Here is a 17162-nt window from a genome sequence, read left to right on the forward strand (position 1 = left end):
CCCCGTGGATCAGCCTCGCGGCTTCTCGCGCATCTCGTACGTCGCGATGACGTCGTCGACCTTGATGTCGTTGAAGTTTCCGAGGTTGATACCGCCCTCGAAGCCTTCGCGGATCTCGGTGACGTCGTCCTTGAAGCGACGCAGACCGGAGATGGTGAGGTTCTCCGCGATGACCTTGCCATCGCGCAGCAGGCGCGCCTTGGTGTTGCGCTTGACCTCGCCGGACCGGACGAGCACACCGGCGATGTTGCCCAGCTTGGACGAGCGGAAGATCTCGCGGATCTCCGCCGTGCCGAGCTCGACCTCTTCGTACTCCGGCTTGAGCATGCCCTTGAGGGCCGCCTCGATCTCCTCGATCGCCTGGTAGATGACCGAGTAGTAACGGACGTCCACGCCCTCGCGCTCGGCCATCTGCTGCGCACGCCCGGCGGCGCGCACGTTGAAGCCGATCACGATCGCGTCGGAGCCGGTCGCCAGGTCGATGTCCGACTCGGTGACCGCACCCACACCGCGGTGCAGGACCCGGATGTCGACCTCGTCGCCGACGTCGAGCTGGAGCAGCGAGGACTCCAGGGCCTCCACCGAACCGGACGCGTCGCCCTTGATGATGAGGTTGAGTTCCTGGACCAGACCGGCCTTGAGCGCCTCGTCGAGGTTCTCCAGGGAGAACCGGACGCCCTTGCGGGCGAAGTTGGCGTTGCGCTCGCGGGCGGCGCGCTTCTCGGCGATCTGGCGGGCCGTACGGTCCTCGTCGACCACCAGGAAGTTGTCGCCGGCACCCGGGACGTTGGTGAGACCGAGCACGAGGACGGGGGTCGACGGACCCGCTTCCTCGACGTTCTCGCCCTTGTCGTCGAGCATGGCGCGCACGCGGCCGTAGGCGTCACCGGCGACCATCGTGTCGCCGACGCGGAGGGTACCGCGCTGGACGAGGACGGTGGCGACGGCGCCGCGACCGCGGTCGAGGTGGGCCTCGATCGCGATGCCCTGCGCGTCCTGCTCCGGGTTGGCCCGCAGGTCGAGCGAGGCGTCCGCGGTCAGGACCACGGCCTCCAGCAGCTCGTCGATGTGCAGCCCCTGCTTGGCGGAGATGTCGACGAACATGGTGTCGCCGCCGTACTCCTCGGCCACCAGACCGAACTCGGTGAGCTGGCCGCGCACCTTGGTCGGGTCGGCGCCCTCGACGTCGATCTTGTTGACCGCGACCACGATCGGCACGTCGGCCGCCTTGGCGTGGTTCAGCGCCTCGATCGTCTGGGGCATCACACCGTCGTTCGCCGCCACCACGAGGATCGCGATGTCGGTGGACTTCGCACCGCGGGCACGCATGGCGGTGAACGCCTCGTGACCCGGGGTGTCGATGAAGGTGATCCGACGGTCCTCGCCGTTGACCTCGGCGGAGACCTGGTAGGCACCGATGTGCTGGGTGATGCCGCCGGCCTCGCCCGCGACGACGTTCGTCTTGCGGATCGCGTCCAGCAGTCGGGTCTTTCCGTGGTCGACGTGACCCATGACGGTCACGACCGGCGGACGCGGAGTGAGCGCCTCGTCGCCGCCCTCGTCCTCGCCGAACTCGATGTCGAAGGACTCGAGCAGCTCGCGGTCCTCCTCCTCCGGGCTGACGATCTCGAGGACGTAGTTCATCTCGTCCGCGAGCAGCTTGAGGGTGTCGTCGGAGACGGACTGCGTCGCCGTGACCATCTCGCCGAGGTTCATCATCACGGCGACGAGCGACGCCGGGTTGGCGTTGATCTTCTCCGCGAAGTCGGTGAGGGAGGCACCGCGCGACAGACGGACGGACTGCCCGTTGCCGCGGGGCAGCATGACGCCGCCCACCGACGGGGCCTGCATGGCCTCGTACTCCTGGCGCCTCTGCCGCTTCGACTTGCGACCACGACGCGCCGGACCGCCGGGACGGCCGAACGCACCCTGCGTGCCACCACGGCCACCGGGGCCGCCGGGACGACCACCGAAGCCGGGACGACCGCCGAAGCCACCGCCACCACCGGGACGACCGGCGCCACCGCCACCGCCACCGGGACGACCGGCGAAGCCGCCGCCACCGCCACCGGGACCGGCCGGACGACCGGCGAAGCCGGGACGACCGCCGCCGCCGCCACCCGGGCGACCGCCGCCGCCGGGACCGCGGCCACCGCCGGGGCCACCACCGGGACGCGGGCCCGCGGCGGGACGCTGCGGCATCATGCCCGGGTTCGGACGGTTGCCACCGGGACCGCCACCGGGACGGGGCGCCTGCGGACGCGGCATGCCGCTCGGGGTCGGACGGGGACCGCCCTGGCCCTGGGGACGCGGCGCGCCACCGGGTCCGCCCTGCGGACGCGGGGCCGGACGGTCCTGGCCGCCGCCGGGACGCGGGGCGCCACCGGGACGGGGCGCCTGCGGACGGGCCATGCCCGTCGAGCCGCCGGACGTGAAGGGGTTGTTGCCCGGACGGGGACCGGCCGGACGTGCGCCGGGGCGCGGGGCACCCTGGCCGCCCGGACGGGCCGGACGCTCGCCGCGACCGCCGTCACGGCCGCCGTCGCGCTGACCGCCGGCCGGGGCCGGACGGGCGGGACGGGGACCGGGAGTGGCGCCCGTGGGACGCGGTGCCTGCTGCTGCGGCGCGGCCGGCTGGGCCGGGGCCGAGAACTCCGCGGCGGGCACCGGCTTGGCCGGCGCGGGCTTCGGCGCGGGCCTCGGGCCGGGACGCGGCCCGGGAGAAGGTGCCGCCGAGGGAGTGCTGCTCGCCGGAGCGGCGGGGGCCGGCTTGGGGGCCGGGGCGCCGGGCTTCGGGGCAGCGGGACGTGCCGCGGCGGCCGGGGAGGGCGCCGAGGGCTTCGCGGGCGTCGCCTTGCGGGGCGCGCCAGGCTTGGCAGCGGGCTTGCCGGCGCTGCCGCCGGGCCCCTGCAGTGCGTCAGTCAACTTGCGTACAACCGGCGCCTCGATCGTCGAGGACGCCGAACGGACGAATTCACCGAGTTCTTGGAGCTTGGCCATGACGACCTTGCTCTCCACACCGAACTCCTTGGCGAGTTCGTATACCCGGACCTTAGCCACTTCGCTCCTTTTAGGTCCGGGTTACCGCCGGACCGTCGCTACTTCATGGGCGTACTCATCGCGTACTCATCGAGTGCTCATCGCAATCTCGACCTACTTCCAACTCGCGAGGTACCTGACCGCACGGGGTTCCGTGCCGTTCACTTCTTACGGTGTCGCCCGCTCGACGAGCCCCCGCACCGCGGTGGTGTCGAACGGCCCCTTGGCCTTGAAGGCCCGGGGGAAGGCCCGGCGGCGAACCGCCAGGTCCAGACAGACGGAGACCGGGTGCACGTACGCACCCCGGCCGGGCAGCGTACCGCGAGGATCGGGGACACAGACGTCCCCGTCCGCGACGATGCGCAGCAACTCGTGCTTGGCCGCCCGCTCCCGGCATCCCACACAGGTTCGCTCAGGGCACGCGCGGGCCTGCGTCCGGCCAGACACGTCCAAGTCTACCTCCCCGCACCGACCTCACCCCTTTGGGGCAAAAATCGAACGCATGTTGTCGTGATCTCAGCGGCCTGTCGCCGGGATGTATTCCCTCCGCCCGCACGGGACCGGCGGGCGCCCGGCTCGTCCCCGCCCCGGATTCCCGGGGCGGAGCCGGGGCCGCGCCCGGGGACGCGCCACCGGAACTGCCCGCTCCGGTGGCGCGAACGCCTGCCCCCGATGGCGGGATCAGCCGCGCTCCGACCGCTCGCGGGCCCGCTCGGCCCGCTGCCGGTCGGCGGCATCGCGCTCGGCCTCGGTCTCGGTGTCCGGGCGGATGTCGATGCGCCAGCCGGTGAGGCGGGCGGCCAGCCGGGCGTTCTGCCCCTCCTTGCCGATCGCGAGCGACAGCTGGTAGTCCGGGACGGTGACCCGGGCCGAGCGCGCGCCGAGATCCACGACCTCGACCTTGCTCACCCGTGCGGGCGACAGGGCGTTGGCGACCATCTCGGCCGGGTCGTCCGACCAGTCCACGATGTCGATCTTCTCGCCGTGCAGCTCGGCCATGACGTTGCGCACCCGGCCGCCCATCGGGCCGATGCAGGCGCCCTTGGCATTGAGCCCGGAGCGGGTGGAGCGGACCGCGATCTTGGTGCGATGTCCGGCCTCGCGGGCGATCGCGCAGATCTCGACGGAGCCGTCGGCGATCTCCGGGACCTCCAGCGCGAACAGCTTCTTCACCAGGTTGGGGTGCGTGCGCGACAGCGTCACCGACGGCCCGCGGACCCCCTTGGCGACCCGGACGACATAGGTGCGCAGGCGCAGGCCGTGCGGGTACTCCTCGCCCGGCACCTGCTCCTGCACCGGCAGGATGGCCTCCAGCTTGCCGATGTCGACGAGGACGTTCTTCGGGTCCTTGCCCTGCTGGACGACGCCGGTCACGACATCGCCCTCGTGGCCCGCGTACTCCCCGAACGTCTTGTCGTCCTCGGCGTCGCGCAGACGCTGCAGGATGACCTGCTTGGCGGTGGTCGCGGCGATCCGGCCGAAGCCGGACGGGGTGTCGTCGAACTCCTTGGGCTCCTGGCCCGGCTCCAGGTCGGCCGGGTCCTCCTTCGCCCACACCGTCACATGGCCGCGCTCGTCGATCTCGACGCGCGCGCGTCGGTGGCTTCCCTCGGTTCGGTGGTAGGCGATGAGGAGGGCCGACTCGATCGCCTCGACGAGCACGTCGAAGGGGATCTCCTTGTCCTGCGCCAAGCCCTTCAAGAGCTTCACATCGATGTCCACGGCTACGCCTCCTCTTCCTTCTTGTCCTTGCGGCTGAATTCGATCTCCACACGCGCCCGGGCGATCTCGTCGAAGGCGATCCGGCGGGAGGTGGGCTTGCGTCCCTTGACCCCCGGCACCTCCAGGTCGATCCCCTCGTCGTCCACGACGAGGATGCGCGCCACCAGCTCGCCGCCCTCGTGCAGCCGGAAACGGGCGAGGCGGCCGGTGGCACGTACGTAGTGGCGGTGCTCCGTCAGCGGACGGTCGGCACCGGGGGAACTCACTTCGAGGACGTACTCGTCCTCGCCCATCGCGTCGGTCTCGTCGAGCTTCTGGGAGATCGCGCGGCTCAGCTCGGCGCAGGCGTCCAGCTCCACGCCCTCCTCGGAATCCACGATGATCCGCAGCACCCGGCGGCGGCCCGCCCGGGTCACCTCGATCTCCTCGAGATCCAGCTGCTCGGCGCTGACGAGCGGTTCGAGCAGCCCGCGCAGCCTTTCGCTCTGGGTGGTGCTCATCCGGGTGACTCCTCGGCCGCGTGTGCTGTTGTGGGATCTCGCGTGTCAGGTCAAAGGGTATCCGGTCCCGAAGGGTGTTGCCGTCCGTCCGGGCCGCCGCCACGGGTACGCTCGCCTGCATTGATCACTTCAGGACAGATCCAGTCACAACAGGCCCAACCTCGAAGGAGAACAGGTGCGGCGCACGGGGACGACGCGCAGGGGCGCGTTCGCCGCGGCAGGAGCGATCGTCACGGGCGCGGTGCTGGCCGGCTGCGGCGGCTCCGGGGACGGGGGCGGCTCCGCCCGGGGAAAGGCACCCACCGCCGCCCAACTCGCCCTGGCCGCACGGACGGAGAAGAAGATCCGGACGAGCGCCGCACGGGCCGGCACGGAGTTGCTGGCCCGGTACGAGCAGGTGATCGGGGACCATCCGGCGACCGCCGCCGGGCTCGCGCCGCTGCGGGACGCGGTGCGCGCCCACGTCCTGGCGCTGGCGCCGGAAGGCGGCGGCACGCCCCCGTCCGCCCCGCCGCGCACCGGAGCGGCCGGGAGCTCCGCCGCCGCCGTCAGGGCGCTGGCGACGGCGGAGCTCCGCACCGCGGACGACCGTACGGCGGCACTCGCCGAGGCCCCGCCGGAACTGGCCCGGCTGCTCGCGTCGGTAGCGGCGGCCGGGGCGACGCACGCCTATCTGCTGACCGAGCTGGCCAAGGAGACCACGTCATGAGCGCCGGGACACGGAAGGCCGCACAGGCGGCCCTGGCCGCCGAGCATGCGGCGGTGTACGGCTACGGGGTGGTCGGCGGACACGTCGCGGCGGACCGCCGGGCCGAGGCCGCTGCCGCGTACCACGCCCACCGGGCCCGTCGGGACGCGCTGGCGCGGACCGTGCGCGGCCTGGGCGGCGAACCGGTGGCGGCGCAGGCCGCGTACGCCCTGCCGTTCGCCGTGCCGGACCCGGCCGCGGCGGTGCGGCTGGCCGCCCTGCTGGAGGACCGGGTGGCGGACGTGTACTCCGACCTCGTCCGGGCGGCGGAGGGTGCGCTGAGGCGGGAGGCCGCGGGCGCGCTGCGCGAGGCCGCGGTGCGCGCGGTGCGCTGGCGCGGCAGCGGCGTACCCTTTCCCGGTCTCGCCGAGCGGGCCGCCGACACGACCGTCACCAAGGCGGGGAGCGGCTCCGGCACGGCGAGGGCGAAGCGGTAGGCGCGGCAGGGGGAACGGGATCCGACCGGCGCGCGGAATCGGCGCACCGGACCGGCGCACGGGCCCGGCGCACCGCGTCGGCGCACTGAAGAGGCTCTGAGAGGGAACACAGCACGTATGGGTTTCGAACCGCCGCAGCGTCTGGTGCGAGCGCTCGGCGAGTCGTACGGGGACGCCGCCGACGACTGGCTCGCACGGCTTCCCGCACTGACCGGGGAAGCGCTGTCCTCGACCGGGCAGGAACTGGCCGCGGAGCGGGTCGTCGCGCCCGGCGGCCGCAGCAGCCTGGTCGTACTGGTGACGCGCCCGGACGGCACCCCGGCTGCGCTGAAGATCGCCCCGCCCGCTGCCGCACCCGACCTGGAGCGGGCGGCGCTGGCGCACTGGAACGGCTGGGGCGCGGTGCGGCTGCTCGCCGACGGTCCCGGCGCCCTGCTGCTGGAGCGGCTGCACCCCGAGGTGTCGCTGCGCTCGCTGCCGGAGGCGAAGGCGCTGCTGGAGGCGGCGGGCACGGTGCGGCGGCTCTGGGTCGAGCCGCCCGCCGGGCACGGATTCGAGACGGTCGCGGACCGGACCGCGCGGCGTACCGGGCCGATGCGGGCCTGCGCCGCGGCCGACCCGAGCCTGGAGCCGCTGGTGGCCGCGGCGCTCGCGACGCGCGAGGAACTTGTCGCCCACTCCCCCGAACTCCTGCTGCTGCACGGCAACTTCCGGCAGAGCAAGGTGCTCGCGGGCGAGCGGGCGCCCTGGCTGACGGTCGGCCCCGAGCCGCTGGTCGGTGAGCGCGCGTACGATCTCGCGCGCCTGGTGCGCGACCGCGTCGAGGACCTGATCGCCTCTCCCGGGGGCGCGGCGACGGCGCGTCGGCGGATCAGGAAACTCGCCGACGCGCTGGACGTGGACCGGGAGCGGCTGCACGGCTGGACGCTGTTCCGGGCGGTGGAGTCGGGCACCCGGGCGCTGGCGGTCGGCCGCCGCCAGGAGGGCGAGCTGACGCTGGAGTTCGCCGGCTGGCTGTAGGGACGGTTCCGGGCGTCCCCGGACCCGTGCGACGGGCGGCGACGGCGCGCACGACGGACGGAGGGCCCCCGCGCACGATGCGCGGGGGCCCTCCGTCCGTCGTGGGCGGCCGTCAGTCCCGGGCGGTGAGGCGGGCGATCGCCTCGTCGACGGTGAGCTCCTCGCGCTCGCCGGTGCGGCGGTCCTTGAGCTCCAGGACCCCTTCGGCCGAGCGGCGGCCGGCGACCAGGATCTTCGGGACGCCGATCAGCTCGGCGTCGGTGAACTTCACGCCGGGCGAGACGCCCGCGCGGTCGTCGACCATGACCCGCACGCCCGCGTCGCCGAGCCGTCCGGCGACGTCGAGGGCCAGCTCCGTCTGGAGCGCCTTGCCCGCCGCGACGACGTGCACGTCGGCCGGGGCGATCTCGCGGGGCCAGCACAGCCCCTGCTCGTCGGCGGTCTGCTCGGCGAGCGCGGCGACGGCGCGGGAGACGCCGATGCCGTAGGAGCCCATGGTGACCCGGACCGGCTTGCCGTTCTGGCCGAGGACGTCGAGCTGGAAGGTGTCCGCGTACTTGCGGCCCAGCTGGAAGATGTGGCCGATCTCGATGGCACGGTCCAGCTTGAGGCCGGTGCCGCACTTGGGGCAGGGGTCGCCCGCCTCGACGACGACGACGTCGAGGTAGTCGTCCACCTCGAAGTCGCGGCCGGCGACGACGTTCTTCGCGTGGGTGCCGGGCTTGTTCGCGCCGGTGATCCAGGCGGTGCCGGCGGCGACGCGCGGGTCGGCGATGTAGCGGACCTTGTCCAGGCCCTGCGGGCCGACGTAACCGCGCACGAGGTCGGGGCGGCCCTCGAAGTCCTCGGCGGTGACCAGTTCGACGACGGCGGGCGCCAGGTGCTCGCCGAGCTTGCCGAGGTCGACCTCCCGGTCGCCGGGCACGCCCACCGCGACGATCTCTCCGTCGATCTTGACCAGCAGGTTCTTCAGGGTCGCGGAGGCGGGCACGCCCAGGTGCGCGGCGAGCGTCTCGATGGTCGGGGTATCGGGTGTGTCCAGCTCCTCGACGGGACCGTGGGCGGACCCGTCGGCCGCGGCTGCCTCGAAGGTCACGGCCTCGGTGTTGGCGGCGTAGTCGCAGGCGGGGCAGTCGACGAAGGTGTCCTCACCGGCCGGCGCGGGGGCCAGGAACTCCTCGGAGGCCGAGCCGCCCATCGCGCCGGAGACGGCGGAGACGATGCGGTAGTCGAGGCCGAGCCGCTCGAAGATCCGGATGTAGGCGGCGCGGTGCAGACCGTATGCCTCGGCGAGTCCCTCGTCCGTGGTGTCGAAGGAGTACGAGTCCTTCATCTGGAACTCGCGGCCGCGCAGCACACCGGCGCGGGGACGGGCCTCGTCCCGGTACTTGGTCTGGATCTGGTACAGGATCACGGGCAGGTCCTTGTAGGACGTGATCTGGTCCTTGACGACCTGGGTGAAGATCTCCTCGTGGGTGGGGCCGAGGAGGTAGTCGGCGCCCTTGCGGTCCTTCAGCCGGAAGAGCAGGGCACCGTACTCGTCGTAGCGGCCGCTGGCCTCGTACGACTCCTTGGGGAGCAGCGCGGGCAGCAGGACCTCCTGGCCGCCGATGGCGTCCATCTCCTCGCGCACGACGCGGGTGATGTTCTCCAGGACCTTCTTGCCGAGCGGCAGCCAGGTCCAGATCCCGGCGGCCGTGCGACGAACGTATCCGGCCCGGACGAGGAGCTTGTGGTTGAGCGTCTCGGCGTCCGCCGGGTCGTCGCGCAGTGTCTTGATCATCAATCGGGACATGCGCTGGACCTGGGCCATGATGAACTCCTGCTCGGAAAGGGTGATGAGCAGGAGGTTAGCCGGGCGGCGCCGGTGGGCGGAAATCGATTGGCCTCCCACGGCGCAGCGGGAGCGGTGCGCCCATCACCGCGTACGGCTTGGGGGCACTGGGAAAGAGCACCTGTCGGGCCAGGTCGCGGTAGCCGAGACTGCGGTACAGGCCGCGTGCCGGACTGTCCGTGTCGATCGCGGAGAGGATGGAACGGGGCTGGCCCGCGGCGTCCGTGAGGGCGGTGATCAGGGCGCGGCCGATGCCGCGGTTCTGGAACTCCGGCAGGACGTGCAGTTCGGTGACGACGAAGGAGTCGTCCAGCCAGTGCACGGAGCCGGTGGCGCGCAGATAGGGCTCGACGACGGTGGACCACCACTGACCGCGCTCGTTCGGCAGGCCGTAGACGAAGCCGACGAGCCGGCCGTCGGGGGTGGTGGCGCCGAGGGCGCGGGCGTGCGGGTGGTCGAGGTGTCTGAGGACGATGTGGCGGCGTACCTCGATCTCCTCCGGGCCGAGACCGAAGGCGACGGCCTGCACGGCGAGCGCCTCGTCCACGCGCGCGGCGAGATCGATCGGCCCGGTCCGGACGCTGGGGGAAACTGCTGCCATGGGCCGACCCTACTGGCCCGGGTGGGGCGGGCGGTACGGCCGGGTGCCGGAAGTCCTATCGGCACGGGGCGCCGGTCCGGTGCGGGGTGTCCCTCCGGCCGGGGCGCACCGGTCCGTGCGCGTCGTGGGCCGGCCGGTCAGAACAGCACGCTCATGAACGCGCCGGTCTCGCGGAAGCCGACCCGGGCGTACGCCCTGCGTGCCGGGGTGTTGAAGTCGTTCACGTAGAGGCTGACGACGGGGGCGACGTCGGCGAGCGCGTAGCGCAGGACCGCGGCCATGCCGGTCTCGGAGAGTCCGCGTCCGCGGTGTTCCGGGGCGACCCAGACCCCCTGGATCTGGCATGCCTGCGGGGTGGCGGCGCCGATCTCCGCCTTGAAGACGACCTTGCCGTCGTCGATGCGCGCGAAGGAGCGTCCGGCGCCGATGAGTTCGGCGACGCGCGCCTGGTAGAGGAGTCCGCCGTCGCCCGCGAGCGGGGAGATGCCGACCTCCTCGGTGAACATCGCCACGCAGGCGGGCATCAGGACGTCCATCTCGTCCTTGCGGATGCGCCGGACCAGGGGGTCGGGGACCACGTCCGCGGACGGGCTCTCGGTGACCATGAGCGGCTGGTGCGCGCGTACCTCGCGGGCGGGGCCCCAGCCGGGTTCGAGGAGCTGCCACAGCAGTGCGGTGGGCTCGGCGGGGCCGACGATCGAGGAGCAGCGGCGACCGGCCCGGCGGGCGCGGTCGGCGAAGGCCCGGACGGCCTCCGGGGGCGCGCAGATCGGTACGAGGTTGGCGCCGGAGTAGCACAGCGAGCGCAGCCGCCCGTCGGCGTACCAGCCCCACATCTCGCCGCCGAGGCGCCAGGGATCGAGACCTGCGATGCGGACCCGGGACGTCACGAAGGCATTCGCGACCGGGTCGCTCTCCAGGACGGCGAGAGCTGCGCCGAGGTCGCTGGGTTCGAGGACCCGGGTGGTCGTCTGCGTCAACACGAGGGGGCCTCACCATACGGTCTGCTGATTTCCGCACTGTACCCAAAGAGGCTGTGCGGCGCCGCCGGTGCGGGGAACGGAGGCCGCGGGACGCGGCCGGTCCCCCTACGACGGCGCCCCGCCGGGCGGCTGGCCGTCCGGCGGGGCGGAGTGCTGAGCGGGGGGCGTCAGCTGATGGAGACCTCGGGTTCGCCGGAGGCGACGCCGTCCTTCTCCATCTGCTCGGCGATCTTCAGGGCCTCTTCGATCAGGGTCTCGACGATCTTCGACTCGGGCACGGTCTTGATGACCTCGCCCTTCACGAAGATCTGCCCCTTGCCGTTGCCGGAGGCGACGCCCAGGTCCGCCTCGCGCGCCTCGCCGGGTCCGTTGACGACGCAGCCCATCACCGCGACGCGCAGGGGCACGGTCATGCCGTCGAGGCCCGCGCTCACCTGGTCCGCCAGCTTGTACACGTCGACCTGCGCGCGGCCGCACGAGGGGCACGACACGATCTCCAGCCGGCGCTGCTTCAGGTTCAGCGACTCCAGGATCTGGAGTCCGACCTTGACCTCCTCGGCGGGCGGGGCGGACAGCGACACCCGGATCGTGTCCCCGATGCCCTCGCTCAGCAGGGCGCCGAAGGCCACCGCCGACTTGATGGTGCCCTGGAACGCCGGTCCCGCCTCGGTGACCCCGAGGTGCAGCGGGTAGTCGCACTGCGCGGCGAGCTGGCGGTAGGCGTTGACCATCACCACCGGGTCGTTGTGCTTCACCGAGATCTTGATGTCCCGGAAGCCGTGCTCCTCGAAGAGCGACGCCTCCCAGAGCGCCGACTCCACCAGCGCCTCGGGGGTCGCCTTGCCGTACTTCTTGAGCAGTCGCGCGTCCAGCGAGCCCGCGTTCACGCCGATCCGGATCGGCGTCCCCGCGTCCTTCGCGGCGCGTGCGATCTCCTTGACCTGGTCGTCGAACTTCTTGATGTTCCCGGGGTTCACGCGCACCGCTGCGCAGCCCGCGTCGATCGCGGCGAACACGTACTTCGGCTGGAAGTGAATGTCCGCGATCACCGGGATCTGCGACTTGCGGGCGATCGTCTCCAGGGCGTCCGCGTCGTCCTGGGTCGGGCACGCCACGCGCACGATCTGGCAGCCCGACGCCGTCAGCTCCGCGATCTGCTGGAGGGTCGCACCCACGTCCGAGGTGCGCGTCGTGGTCATCGACTGCACCGACACCGGCGCGTCGCCGCCGACCGCGACGGATCCGACCTGGATCTGGCGGCTGACCCTGCGGTCGGCGAGCTTGGTCGGAACGGACGGCATTCCGAGAGAAATCGCAGTCATGCGCTGAGCATCCCCAAGGTGTGGATCGAGGTCCCGAGATCGGCGGGCTCCGGCCTCCGAGATTACGGCACCCGCAGCGCGCCGGGGCACACCCCGGCGCGGAGTGCCGCGTACGACGACGGCCCGGACGCACACCGTGCGTCCAAGCCGTCACCGACGGTGGATGATCCGCTCCCCGTCCGGCCGCCGGGTCAGGTGATCTTGACCGGATTCACGATGTCGGCGACCAGCACCAGCAGCGTGAAGCAGATGAAGACGCCCGCGACGACATAGGCGACCGGCATCAGCTTGGCCACGTCGAAGGGGCCCGGGTCGGGACGCCTGAAGACCCGTGCCACGTTGCGGCGCAGGGCCTCCCAGAGCGCCCCGGCGATGTGCCCGCCGTCGAGCGGCAGCAGCGGCAGCATGTTGAACAGGAACAGCGAGAGGTTGAACCCGGCCAGCAGGAACAGCATCATCGCGATCTGGTTCTGCGCCGGTACGTCCAGCGTCATCACCTCGCCGCCGATCCGGGCGGCCCCGACGACGCCCACCGGCGAGTCCGCCGCGCGTTCGCCGTCGCCGAAGGCGGCGTTCCACAGGTCGGGGATCTTCGACGGCAGGGCGATGATCGAGTCGACGCCGTTCTCGATCATGTCTCCCATGCGGACGACCGAGTCGCCGAAGGAGAGCGGGACGATCTCGGTCTGCGCGGCGAAGCCGAGGTAGCCGGCCGGGACGAACTTGTCGGGGATGACCTCGCCCTTGGAGTCCTTGGCGGCCACCGTGTTCTTCTTGAGCACGGCGTGCAGGGTCTGCTCCCGGCCGTCGCGCTGGACGGTGAGGGTGGCCGGGCCGATGGTGTCGCGGATCTTCTCCGAGAGCGTGGCCCAGTCGTCGACCTTCTGGCCGTCGAAGGCGACAATCTTGTCGCCCTTCTTGAGCCCGGCGGCCTGTGCGGGCGAGACGTCGTCGGACTTCTTGCAGGTGTCACGGTTCTCGCTCTGCGGGATCACGCACTGCTGGACGCCCGCGACCTCGGTGGTCTGGGTCTGGAATCCGAAGGTCATCGCCACGCCGAGGAAGATCGCGACGGCGAGGACCAGGTTCATGAACGGTCCGGCGAACATCACGATGACGCGCTTCCACGGCTTGCGCGTGTAGAAGAGGCGCTTCTCGTCACCGGGTTCGAGCTCCTCGAAGGCCGCGGACCTGGCGTCCTCGATCATTCCGCGCCACGGGGACGTGGACCGTGCCTCCAGGCGTCCGTCCGGTCCGGGCGGGAACATGCCGATCATGCGGATGTAGCCGCCGGCCGGAATGGCCTTGATGCCGTACTCGGTGTCGCCCTTCTTCCGCGACCAGATCGTCGGGCCGAAGCCGACCATGTACTGGGGGACGCGGATCCCGAAGAGTTTCGCCGTCGACAGGTGGCCGAGTTCGTGCCAGGCGATCGAGAACAGCAGGCCGATGACGAAGACGGCGATGCCGAGAATCGTCAGCAGGACCGTCGAAATGCTCATGCGCGCGCCTCCGCTGTCGCTTTCGCCGAGAGTTCACGGGCCCGGGCGCGTGCCCAGGTCTCCGCTTCCAGGACGTCTGCGACCGTGAGCGAAGTTCCCGTGGCGGGGGTTCCGTGTTCGGCCACCACCGCCGTGACCGTATCCATGATTCCGGTGAACGGCAGCCGTCCCGCCAGAAACGCGTCGACGCATTCCTCGTTCGCGGCGTTGAAGACGGCGGGGGCGGTGGCACCGAGCGTGCCCACGTGCCGGGCCAGTCCCACGGACGGGAACGCCTCGTCGTCGAGCGGGAAGAACTCCCAGCTGGACGCCTTCGACCAGTCGAAGGCGGGTGCGGCGTCCGGGACGCGCCGGGGCCAGCCGATGCCGACGGCGATCGGGCCCCGCATGTCCGGGGGCGTGGCCTGGGCCAGTGTGGAGCCGTCGGTGAACTCCACCATGGAGTGGACGTAGGACTGGGGGTGGACCACGACCTCGATCCGGTCGAAGGGGATGTCGTAGAGGAGGTGCGCCTCGATGACCTCCAGTCCCTTGTTGACCAGGGTGGCGGAGTTGATCGTGATGACCGGTCCCATGGCCCAGGTCGGGTGGGCGAGCGCTTCCTCGCGGGTGACGTTCGCGAGCTCGTCCCGGGTGCGTCCGCGGAAGGGACCGCCGGAGGCGGTGACGACGAGCTTGCGCACGTCGGCGCGGGTGCCCGCGCCGAGTGCCTGGAAGAGGGCAGCGTGCTCGGAGTCGACCGGGATGATCTGGCCGGGCTCGGCCAGCTCCTTCACCAGCGGGCCGCCGACGATCAACGACTCCTTGTTGGCGAGGGCGAGGGTGCGGCCCGCCCGGAGCGCGGCGAGCGTGGGCGCGAGCCCGATGGAGCCGGTGATGCCGTTGAGCACCGTGTGGCAGTCGGAGGCGGCGAGTTCGGCGGCGGCCTCGGGTCCGGCGAGGATCTCGGGAAGCGGCTCGCCCGCCCCGTACCGCTCGCGCAGCGCCTCCCGGAGGGCCGGTACGGCATCCTCGGCAAAGACGGCGACGGTGCGCACCCGCAGTTGCCGGGCCTGCTCGGCGAGGAGGCCGACGCGGCCGCCCGCGGCAGCGAGCCCGGTGACGCGGAAGCGGTCGGGGTTGCGCAGCACCAGGTCGATGGCCTGGGTGCCGACGGAACCGGTGGAGCCGAGGATGACGAGATCCCGGCGGCCTTCCGCGGCGTCGTGGATGAGATGCGGGTCGGCGAGGGGGGCAGGGCTGTCGCTCATGCCCCCCATTGTTGCCGCTCCGGACGCGGGTGTGGACAGTGCGTCCCCCCGCCCGGCCGGGCGGGGCAACCGGAACCGTCGGGTCCAGTGGGCGGACCGGTCAGCGGACGGGGCGGCGGACGTCGTCCCGGGCGGACGGCCCCGGGGTGGTGTCGGCGATCCACGGGCCGTCGCCGCTCGGGTCGATGACGCCCTCCTCCAGCCAGGTGTACGCGCCGGACAGGACGCCGTCGGTCATCCGCCGGTCCTGCGCGTCGGTGTTGGACCAGAGTCGGCCGAAGAGTTCCTCGACCCGGATGCGGGACTGGCGGCAGAAGGTGTCGGCGAGCCGGTACGCCTCGCGGCCGTGGTCCCCGGAGGAGCGCAGCAGTTCGGCGCGGACGCAGGCGGCGCTCATCGCGAAGAGTTCCGCGCCGATGTCGACGATCCGGCCGAGGAAGTTCTGCTTGGTCTCCATCCGCCCCTGCCAGCGCGACATGGCGTAGAAGGTGGAGCGGGCGAGCTTGCGGGAGCAGCGTTCGACGTGGCGCAGGTGCGGGGACAGGTCGGGGTGTCCGGGGTGGTCGAACTCCCCGTAGGTGCCGGGGAGCTGGCCGGGTCCGGCGACGAGGCGGGGCAGCCAGCGGGCGTAGAAGCCTGCCGCGTTCGCGCCCGCCCGCGCCTTGGCGGACAGGGGTTTGTCGGGGTCGATGATGTCCCCGGCGACCTTCAGGTGGGCGTCGACGGCCTCCCGGGCGATCAGCAGGTGCATGATCTCGGTGGAGCCCTCGAAGATCCGGTTGATCCGCAGATCGCGCAGGAGCTGCTCGGCGGGGACGGCCCGCTCGCCGCGGGCGGCGAGGGACGCGGCGGTCTCGAAGCCCCGGCCACCGCGGATCTGGACGAGCTCGTCGGCCATCAGGCAGCCCATCTCGGAGCCGTAGAGCTTGGCGAGGGCCGCCTCGATCCGGATGTCGTTGCGCTGCTCGTCCGCCATCTGGGAGGCGAGTTCGACCATCGCCTCCAGGGCGAAGGTGGTCGCGGCGATGAAGGAGATCTTGGCGCCGACGGCCTCGTGGCGGCCGACCGGCCGGCCCCACTGCTCGCGGACCCCCGACCACTCGCGGGCGATCTTCAGGCACCATTTCCCGGCGCCGACGCACATGGCGGGCAGCGAGAGCCGTCCGGTGTTGAGCGTGGTGAGGGCGATCCTGAGCCCGGCGCCCTCGGGGCCGATGCGGTTCGCGGCCGGGACCCGGACGCGGTGGAAGCGGGTGACGCCGTTCTCGATGCCGCGCAGGCCCATGAAGGCGTTGCGGTGCTCGACGGTGATGCCCGGGGAGTCCGCCTCGACGACGAAGGCGGTGATGCCGCCCCGGTGGCCGTCGGACTCCGGGACACGCGCCATCACCACGAGCAGGTCGGCGACGACGCCGTTGGTCGTCCACAGCTTCACGCCGTCCAGGACGTAGTCCTCGCCGTCCGGGACCGCCGAGGTGGCGAGCCGGGCCGGGTCGGAGCCGACGTCCGGTTCGGTGAGCAGGAACGCCGAGATGTCGGTGCTCGCCAGCCGGGGCAGGAAGGCGTCCTTCTGCTCCTGGCTGCCGAAGAGCTTCAGCGGCTGCGGCACGCCGATGGACTGGTGGGCGGAGAGCAGCGCGCCGATCGCGGGGCTGACGGAACCGACCAGGGCGAGGGCCCTGTTGTAGTGGACCTGGGTGAGGCCGAGCCCGCCGTACGCGGGGTCGATCTTCATCCCGAGGGCGCCGAGCTCCTTGAGCCCCTTGATCACCTCGTCGGGGATCCTCGCCTCGCGCTCGATCAGGGCGCCGTCGACCCGGGTCTCGCAGAAGTCGCGCAGCCGGGCGAGGAACGCCTCGCCGCGCCGCGTGTCGTCGGCGGAGGGCAGCGGGTGCGGGTGGATCAGGTCGAGCCGGAAGCGCCCGAGGAAGAGCTCCTTGGCGAAGCTGGGCTTGTGCCAGTCCTGTTCTCGGGCGGCCTCGGCCACGCGGCGCGCCTCGCGCTCGGTGACCACGGAGATGTTCTGCGGTGCGGATGGGGCGGACATGAGGAACTCATTTCGCCGCGGTGCCGGGTGGACGGACGCGGCCGGGGCGGGCGGCGCCGATGGACGCCCTCCACGCCGTGACGGCCGGTGTCATATGTCCTGATGTACCCGATTCACGCACCTGTCACCATTCCCGGACGGCGATCGGGTCGGGGCC

14 protein-coding genes are annotated in these 17162 nt (G+C 72.1%); 3 read left to right on the plus strand and 11 right to left on the minus strand.

Features of this window, described 5'->3' with window-relative positions:
* Positions 1-9 precede the first annotated feature (9 nt).
* The 4 genes from infB to rimP form a co-directional block, all read right to left on the minus strand.
* Positions 10-3060, minus strand: a complete 3051-nt coding sequence (infB, locus tag ACFC79_RS28630; protein ID WP_376245782.1) for a translation initiation factor IF-2 — start codon at positions 3058-3060, stop codon at positions 10-12.
* Between the two features lie 147 nt (positions 3061-3207).
* Positions 3208-3486 (minus strand): YlxR family protein, encoded by a 279-nt coding sequence (locus ACFC79_RS28635; protein WP_376245996.1) that lies wholly within the window; start codon positions 3484-3486, stop codon positions 3208-3210.
* 234 nt (positions 3487-3720) lie between these two features.
* Positions 3721-4761, minus strand: coding sequence for a transcription termination factor NusA (gene nusA, locus ACFC79_RS28640; RefSeq protein WP_376245785.1), 1041 nt, complete (start codon positions 4759-4761; stop codon positions 3721-3723).
* 2 nt (positions 4762-4763) lie between these two features.
* Complete coding sequence (rimP, locus tag ACFC79_RS28645; protein WP_376245788.1) at positions 4764-5261, minus strand: ribosome maturation factor RimP; 498 nt, start codon at positions 5259-5261, stop codon at positions 4764-4766.
* A 175-nt stretch (positions 5262-5436) separates the two neighbouring features.
* On the opposite strand from rimP, the gene ACFC79_RS28650 reads away from it, so the two are divergent.
* The 3 genes from ACFC79_RS28650 to ACFC79_RS28660 all read left to right on the plus strand — a co-directional run bounded on the left by ACFC79_RS28650 (position 5437) and on the right by ACFC79_RS28660 (position 7466).
* Positions 5437-5970 (plus strand): hypothetical protein, encoded by a 534-nt coding sequence (locus tag ACFC79_RS28650; RefSeq protein ID WP_376245791.1) that lies wholly within the window; start codon positions 5437-5439, stop codon positions 5968-5970.
* Complete coding sequence (locus ACFC79_RS28655) at positions 5967-6446, plus strand: ferritin-like domain-containing protein (RefSeq protein ID WP_376245794.1); 480 nt, start codon at positions 5967-5969, stop codon at positions 6444-6446. Before ACFC79_RS28650 ends, ACFC79_RS28655 begins: the two co-directional genes overlap by 4 nt.
* Before the next feature lie 117 nt (positions 6447-6563).
* Positions 6564-7466 (plus strand): aminoglycoside phosphotransferase family protein, encoded by a 903-nt coding sequence (locus ACFC79_RS28660; protein WP_376245797.1) that lies wholly within the window; start codon positions 6564-6566, stop codon positions 7464-7466.
* A gap of 112 nt (positions 7467-7578) precedes the next feature.
* Here the strand turns inward: ACFC79_RS28660 and ACFC79_RS28665 are convergent, their stop codons facing one another.
* The 7 genes from ACFC79_RS28665 to ACFC79_RS28695 all read right to left on the minus strand — a co-directional run bounded on the left by ACFC79_RS28665 (position 7579) and on the right by ACFC79_RS28695 (position 17005).
* Positions 7579-9279, minus strand: a complete 1701-nt coding sequence (locus tag ACFC79_RS28665; RefSeq protein WP_376245799.1) for a proline--tRNA ligase — start codon at positions 9277-9279, stop codon at positions 7579-7581.
* A 37-nt stretch (positions 9280-9316) separates the two neighbouring features.
* Positions 9317-9901 carry a GNAT family N-acetyltransferase gene (locus ACFC79_RS28670; RefSeq protein WP_376245802.1) on the minus strand — a complete coding sequence of 195 codons (585 nt, stop codon included), beginning with the start codon at positions 9899-9901 and terminating at the stop codon, positions 9317-9319.
* A 137-nt stretch (positions 9902-10038) separates the two neighbouring features.
* Positions 10039-10884: a GNAT family N-acetyltransferase gene (locus ACFC79_RS28675; protein ID WP_376245805.1), complete on the minus strand. Its 846-nt coding sequence runs from the start codon at positions 10882-10884 to the stop codon at positions 10039-10041.
* Between the two features lie 167 nt (positions 10885-11051).
* Entirely contained in the window at positions 11052-12206 is a 1155-nt protein-coding gene (ispG, locus tag ACFC79_RS28680; protein WP_376245808.1) for a flavodoxin-dependent (E)-4-hydroxy-3-methylbut-2-enyl-diphosphate synthase, read from the minus strand.
* A 191-nt stretch (positions 12207-12397) separates the two neighbouring features.
* Positions 12398-13708 (minus strand): RIP metalloprotease, encoded by a 1311-nt coding sequence (locus ACFC79_RS28685; RefSeq protein ID WP_376245810.1) that lies wholly within the window; start codon positions 13706-13708, stop codon positions 12398-12400.
* Positions 13705-14958, minus strand: a complete 1254-nt coding sequence (gene dxr, locus ACFC79_RS28690; RefSeq protein ID WP_376245813.1) for a 1-deoxy-D-xylulose-5-phosphate reductoisomerase — start codon at positions 14956-14958, stop codon at positions 13705-13707. The genes ACFC79_RS28685 and dxr overlap by 4 nt, the downstream gene beginning before the upstream one ends.
* A 100-nt stretch (positions 14959-15058) precedes the next feature.
* Positions 15059-17005 (minus strand): acyl-CoA dehydrogenase family protein, encoded by a 1947-nt coding sequence (locus tag ACFC79_RS28695; RefSeq protein WP_376245816.1) that lies wholly within the window; start codon positions 17003-17005, stop codon positions 15059-15061.
* Positions 17006-17162 lie beyond the last annotated feature (157 nt).

The sequence above is a fragment of the Streptomyces sp. NPDC056061 genome (assembly GCF_042266885.1).
Lineage (GTDB): Bacteria > Actinomycetota > Actinomycetes > Streptomycetales > Streptomycetaceae > Streptomyces.